This window comes from Acetobacter tropicalis, from assembly GCF_001580915.1.
In the GTDB taxonomy this organism is placed as follows: domain Bacteria; phylum Pseudomonadota; class Alphaproteobacteria; order Acetobacterales; family Acetobacteraceae; genus Acetobacter; species Acetobacter tropicalis.
This window is the reverse complement of record NZ_LHZQ01000123.1, coordinates 1-5,313: the sequence shown is the minus strand read 5'-3', so window position 1 is coordinate 5,313 and position 5,313 is coordinate 1. Positions and strand designations below refer to the sequence as shown.

Below are 5,313 nucleotides of genomic sequence, written 5' to 3'. Positions count from 1 at the left end.
ATGTGTTCGGAGCGAGCCTGAAGCCAGAATTCAGTTTTTTCCGCAAAGCGGTCCGACCGGACGCGGGAACGGACAAATCTCTCTCCAGTCTGTTTTTCGTAGAATAAGCGCAGGAAATACGAGTGCGATGTGACCGGAACTGCAGGCCGCGCACATCATGCCGGGTCATTTCTCGTTTCGATCCGAAAAATGCAACGGAAATTGCAGTTTTTGTTCCCCGTGCCCTCATCGATGCTGCTTTCAACGAAGTGCAAGTTGAAAGCAGCATCGATGCAGGAAATATTCAATTTCCCGGAAGTAATTGGCGTTGGGAATACTGCTGAATTATTCGGATTTTCACGTGAAACAGCATACAGACTTATCAGATCTGGCGATATTTTATCATGTCGTATTGCGGGTCGTCGGCTGATTACATTGCGTTCTGTGCGTAACTTTATTCTAAGCCAGGTGAAAGAACAGTCTTCGATTGATCAGAATGCAGGCTGGCTAGGAACCTTTATGGTGTCCTGCAGCAGCGTTCCGGTACTTCTGTCGATTTCAAAAGTCAGCAGCCGCTTCGGTATTTCGCGCCGGTCAGCATACCGCCTTGCTGCGTCAGGCAAGATAGTCACGATAAAAATAGGCAGATCGCGTTTTATAGTCACTGAAAGTATTCAGTATTACATTCAGAGATCAATTACTTTCAGACAGCCAAATGTCGGCACCCCCGGTGCGGACTTACGCTCATGAATCACGCGATATCCCCCAGACGAACCGGGACATCCGGGGACAGGCAGATCGACTCTGGTTCAGGGCGGCGGTCCGTGGCACTCTCCCACAAAATGCAGAACTGGCGGGTTCAGGACGATCTGCCGCCAGAAATCCCCGTCGACAAAGCGGAAATCGATATTCTGATGAGGTTTTGCCGTGACATCCTTGCCCCTTGCTTCGAGCCCCCTCCAGCCACTGCCGTCCCTGCGCGCGGCTCTTTATCTGCGCGTCTCAACAGGGCGGCAGGCCGAGCACGACCTGTCAATCCCCGATCAGCAGCGCCAGACTGAAGCCTATTGTGCCGCGAAAGGCTGGGTGGTCGCCGAAGTTTTCATCGAGCCGGGCGCCTCAGCAACAGATGACAGAAGACCAGAATTTCAGAAACTGATGGAAGCGGCCTTGGAAAAACCAAGGCGTTTCGATGTTGTCGTCGTGCATTCCTTCAGCCGCTTTTTCCGTGACCATTTCAAGCTTGAGTTTAACGTCAGACGTCTTGCGAAGCAGGAGATCCGACTTGTTTCGATCACGCAGGAGTTTGGAAACGATCCATATGCCGTGATGGTGCGCCAGATCATGGCGGTTTTCGACGAATATCAGTCCCGTGAGAACGCCAAGCATACACTGCGCGCCATGAACGAGAACGCCAGGCAGGGGTTCTGGAACGGCTCCCGCCCGCCTTTTGGCTATCGCACGGCAGAAGCGGAGCGTCGTGGGCAGAAAGTCAAGAAGAAGCTGGAGATCGACCCCATTCAGGCTGAGACGGTCAGGCTCATCTTCGGGCTCTACCGTGATGGAGACGGACAGTCCGGTGGGCTCGGCATCAAGGCGATCGTCAGCCACCTCAATGCAAAAGGATACCGCACTCAAACCGGCTCGCGGTTTTCCTGCAAATTCATTCATGACGTGCTGACGCGCGAGACCTATGCGGGCAAGCATGCGTTCAACGTGGTCGAAGCGAAAACGGGACGGAAGAAAGCGTCGGATGAGGTGATCACCATGGATGCTCCTGTCATTATTCCCCGCAGTGAGTTTCTGGAGGTGCAGCAGCGTCTGAAACAGAACGCACCGCGTGTGACGGCACCCCGGATCGTCAATGGTCCATGTCTGCTGACGGGGCTGGCAGTCTGCGCCACCTGTGGCGGCGGGATGACGTTGCGGACAGGGAAATACGGTCGTTATCGCTATTATACCTGCGCGACACAGGCCCGGCAGGGAAAGACGGCCTGCAAGGGGCGGAGCATCCGTATGGATCTGCTCGATACGCTGGTTATGGAGCATCTCGCCACCCGTCTGCTCACGAAAGACAGGCTTGGCGTGATTCTGGAGGCGCTCCTGGCACACTATGCCGCCAATCAGAATCGTGATGCCGCCCGCCAGGAGAGTCTGCGTAACGCATCCCGTGAAGCCGGGCAGAAGTTGCAGAGAATATATGCGGCTATCGAAAACGGCATTGTCGATCCTGCTGATCCAATGCTCAGGGAACGACTTGATGCACTCAAAGCCCAGCGGGATGAGGCCAGCCGTCTCTGCGCGATGGCCGAAGCCCCGGCGATGGTCGTGCCGGTCATTACCGATGAAATGATCGAACGTTTCTCTCACGACCTGCGGGCAAAGCTGACCGATGGCCCCGTCGCCATGCGCAAGGAATATCTCCGTGCGATCGTCGATCGCATAGAGGTCGATGACAGCGAAATCCGTATTTTTGGAAGGAAAGACAGGCTGATGAACCAGCTCGTCTCAGACCGTCCTAAACTGAACCCGAAAGTTCCCAGTTTTGGACGGGAGTGGCGTCCCGTACGGGATTCGAACCCGTGTTGCCGCCGTGAAAGGGCGATAAGTGGTGGCTAAATGGCTGGGCTATTCCGTTTAAATTGTTGATAACAGGGAATTTAATATCACTGACTGTCACTGGATACAACTGGATATCACATCAGGGTGGGCCCATATTGGGCCCAAGTAGTTGCCGCCCTCTTTGGTTCTCTAACTCATATTTTGTAAATTGACGCTGCCTCATTTGAGGGGGAAAGAGCGTTTATCGTGATGCTGTGTCACTTGAGGAATGACGCTTCCGGGATGCGTTCTGAATGAATTGATTAGAATTGCGGGTGGTCTCGGATCACTAGCATTCTCTCGCAGTGAGGTCATATTCATAAATGACTACAGTGGTTTCCTGCAGGTGGACATTCATGGCATGGATGTTGCCGGAGGGGAGAACAAGAGCCGCCCCTTTCCCCTGAGCGGGGCAGATGGCCCCGAAAATCCAGGCAGATCTTGTCCGCAGATCGGCTGTTACACGGGGGCGGGTACCACGCTTCGCCCAGCGCCGTGTCAGCTTTGTTTTCTGGCCGATCCTCGCTTCGTCCGCCCACCACAGTTCGAGATCTTTCCCGGAATGACGGGCCCTGATGGCAGCAAGGGCGTCAGGGAGGTTTTTTTAAAAATGCTCTGGACATCCGGGTTCTGATCATCCTGTCGGGAACGTGCCGTCAGCAGACGAAAACCCTCACTCCGAACAATCCTGCTCAACCAGGATACTGACAGGCTGACCCCCATGTTCTTCATGCAGCCACGCGCACAGATCATGCAATCGCCAGCGCACCATGAACAGCAGGAATGGGACCTTCTTCAAACCGCTGTGCCAGAGCCTCCATGACGGAAGGCGTGATGCGGCGGGCAGCACCCCCACCATGACGATCAATCAGACCCGCAGGTCCGTGCGCGTTAAAGCGCAGAACCCAGTCCCGAACGATCTGTCGGTCCGTTCCCTGCAAGAGGGGCCGCTTCACCAAGCGTCGACCCGCCATAAATCACCGCGAGCGCCAGAAGGCGCCGGAACTGGGCCGCGTGTCTGCTTCGTCGGGCAAAACTACGCACCCTCGCGGCGTCATAATCCTCGCGAAGTGCAATAGCCTTGCCCATCAGGATACCTTCCTTCAATAATGGTATCCGGTGAATCACATTTCTACCCTTTTGGGTACCCCAATGAGTCACAGCCACAACAAATTAGTATCAGTGGAAAAAGTCCTCTGGCCCACGAGCGCAAGGCCGCTCAACAGATAACCATGGTCCGGAATTATACCGGGACACGTCCATGCGTGATCGTGGCAGCAGCCAAGCCTCCTCCAAAACTGCCAAATGGCGTTGTATTATTCCAGTGCATTTTATGAATGATGCATATTCATTTGATATTCGGAATATTTCCGCTGTATCAATACAATACCATAAGAAATAATAGAAAGGCTTTTAAAATGACTGTGTCAAAGGCCTCTACCATTTCAGCCTCATTGACACCGCCAACAATGGAGCAACTTCTGGATGCAATTGCTGCCCGGCGTGCTGATTTCGAAAGACTTTCTCATATTCCTCTGGACATCATCGCGTTAATGAAAGGTGTTGGCATATTCAGAGCCAGTACACCGAAACTGTTTGGTGGAAGCGCGCTGGAGCCAGCAAAATTCCTTCAGTTGGTAGAAAAAATCGCCACAGTAGATGGCTCTGCGGCATGGGTGGCGGGCTTTGGTTCTGCCAATACCTATCTGGCTGCGTTGCCGGTTGATACTCAGCAAAAAATATATGTAAACAGTCCGGATCAAATATTTTCAGGTGGTCTTTATCCTTTGCAGAAGGCTCATGCGGTGCCTGGTGGCTGGATGGTCAGTGGTAGATGGAAATTTGCCAGCGGTTGTATGGGCGCGGATTGGATTGGAGTAGGTCTTAAAGGGGACGCTGTAGATACAAATACTCTAATAAGTTCTCAGCCGATTATAGCTGTTTGTCCGGCAAATGAAGTTGAGATTATTCCGAATTGGAACGTCGTGGGTATGCAGGGTACCGGTAGCCACGACACACAGGTCATTGACAAATTTGTTAGCAATGAATGGACTTGTCTTCGCGGCGCTAAAGCGACTATTGATGAGCCTCTTTTTCGTTATCCTGTTCTGGCATATCAAGCCGAAGTACATGCGGCCTGTAGCCTTGGTCTGGCCCGTGCGGCGCTTGATGATGCGATCTCTTCGTCCAGAAGTTTCCGCACGGTGCCCGGTGTGTCTGGTTTAGGTGATCGGGCTTATTTTCGGAGTGCGTTAGCGCACGGGGAAGCTGAACTGCGGAGTGCCCGTCTTTTCTTTTATGATGCTTCACGAAATGCCTGGGAGACTGTTTTGAAGGGGGACCCAGTCAGTCAGCACCAGAGCAATCTTCTGCGCCTGAGCGCAGCGCATGCAGCGCATACCGGCGCCAGAGTCGTTCAGAATGTGTATCGTGTTGCTGGAATGTCTGCAATACATCGTGAAAACCGTCTCCAGCATATTGTACGTGACACAATGGTCGTAACTCAGCATGCGTCCTTAAACGACAGTATTTTTGAAGCTTCTGGTGCGCTATTTTCAGGAACTTTACCGGATTTTTCTTATCCTTGAAAGGTATCCCTGATGGGCAAGGCTATTGTGTTGATTTTCACTGAGAACTGATGGTGTGGACGGCTCGCAGCGGTCCTGAGAGGATACTGAAGAGCTGAGTGTCCAGTGGAGGAAACCATCATGTCCCAGTTGATCCGTATTGGCA

General features: G+C 52.9%; 3 protein-coding genes and 1 pseudogene. 3 read left to right on the top strand and 1 reads right to left on the bottom strand.

Going from position 1 to position 5,313, the window contains the following annotated elements:
• Positions 1 to 129: 129 nt before the first annotated feature.
• Together AD944_RS16110 and AD944_RS01315 are read left to right on the top strand one after the other, a co-directional pair.
• Positions 130 to 729: a helix-turn-helix domain-containing protein gene (locus AD944_RS16110; protein WP_156477232.1), complete on the top strand. Its 600-nt coding sequence runs from the start codon at positions 130 to 132 to the stop codon at positions 727 to 729.
• Positions 730 to 906: 177 nt separating this feature from the next.
• The gene (locus AD944_RS01315; RefSeq protein ID WP_248845801.1) at positions 907 to 2,598 is read left to right on the top strand and encodes a recombinase family protein; all 1,692 of its coding nucleotides are present in this window, start codon (positions 907 to 909) and stop codon (positions 2,596 to 2,598) included.
• 304 nt (positions 2,599 to 2,902) lie between these two features.
• Here the strand turns inward: AD944_RS01315 and AD944_RS17320 are convergent.
• A pseudogene (locus AD944_RS17320) lies at positions 2,903 to 3,669 on the bottom strand (IS630 family transposase); the annotation flags it as partial.
• 248 nt (positions 3,670 to 3,917) lie between these two features.
• Here AD944_RS17320 and AD944_RS01305 point away from each other — a divergent pair.
• Complete coding sequence (locus AD944_RS01305) at positions 3,918 to 5,168, top strand: acyl-CoA dehydrogenase family protein (RefSeq protein WP_201785440.1); 1,251 nt, start codon at positions 3,918 to 3,920, stop codon at positions 5,166 to 5,168.
• The last annotated feature ends 145 nt before the right edge of the window (positions 5,169 to 5,313 follow it).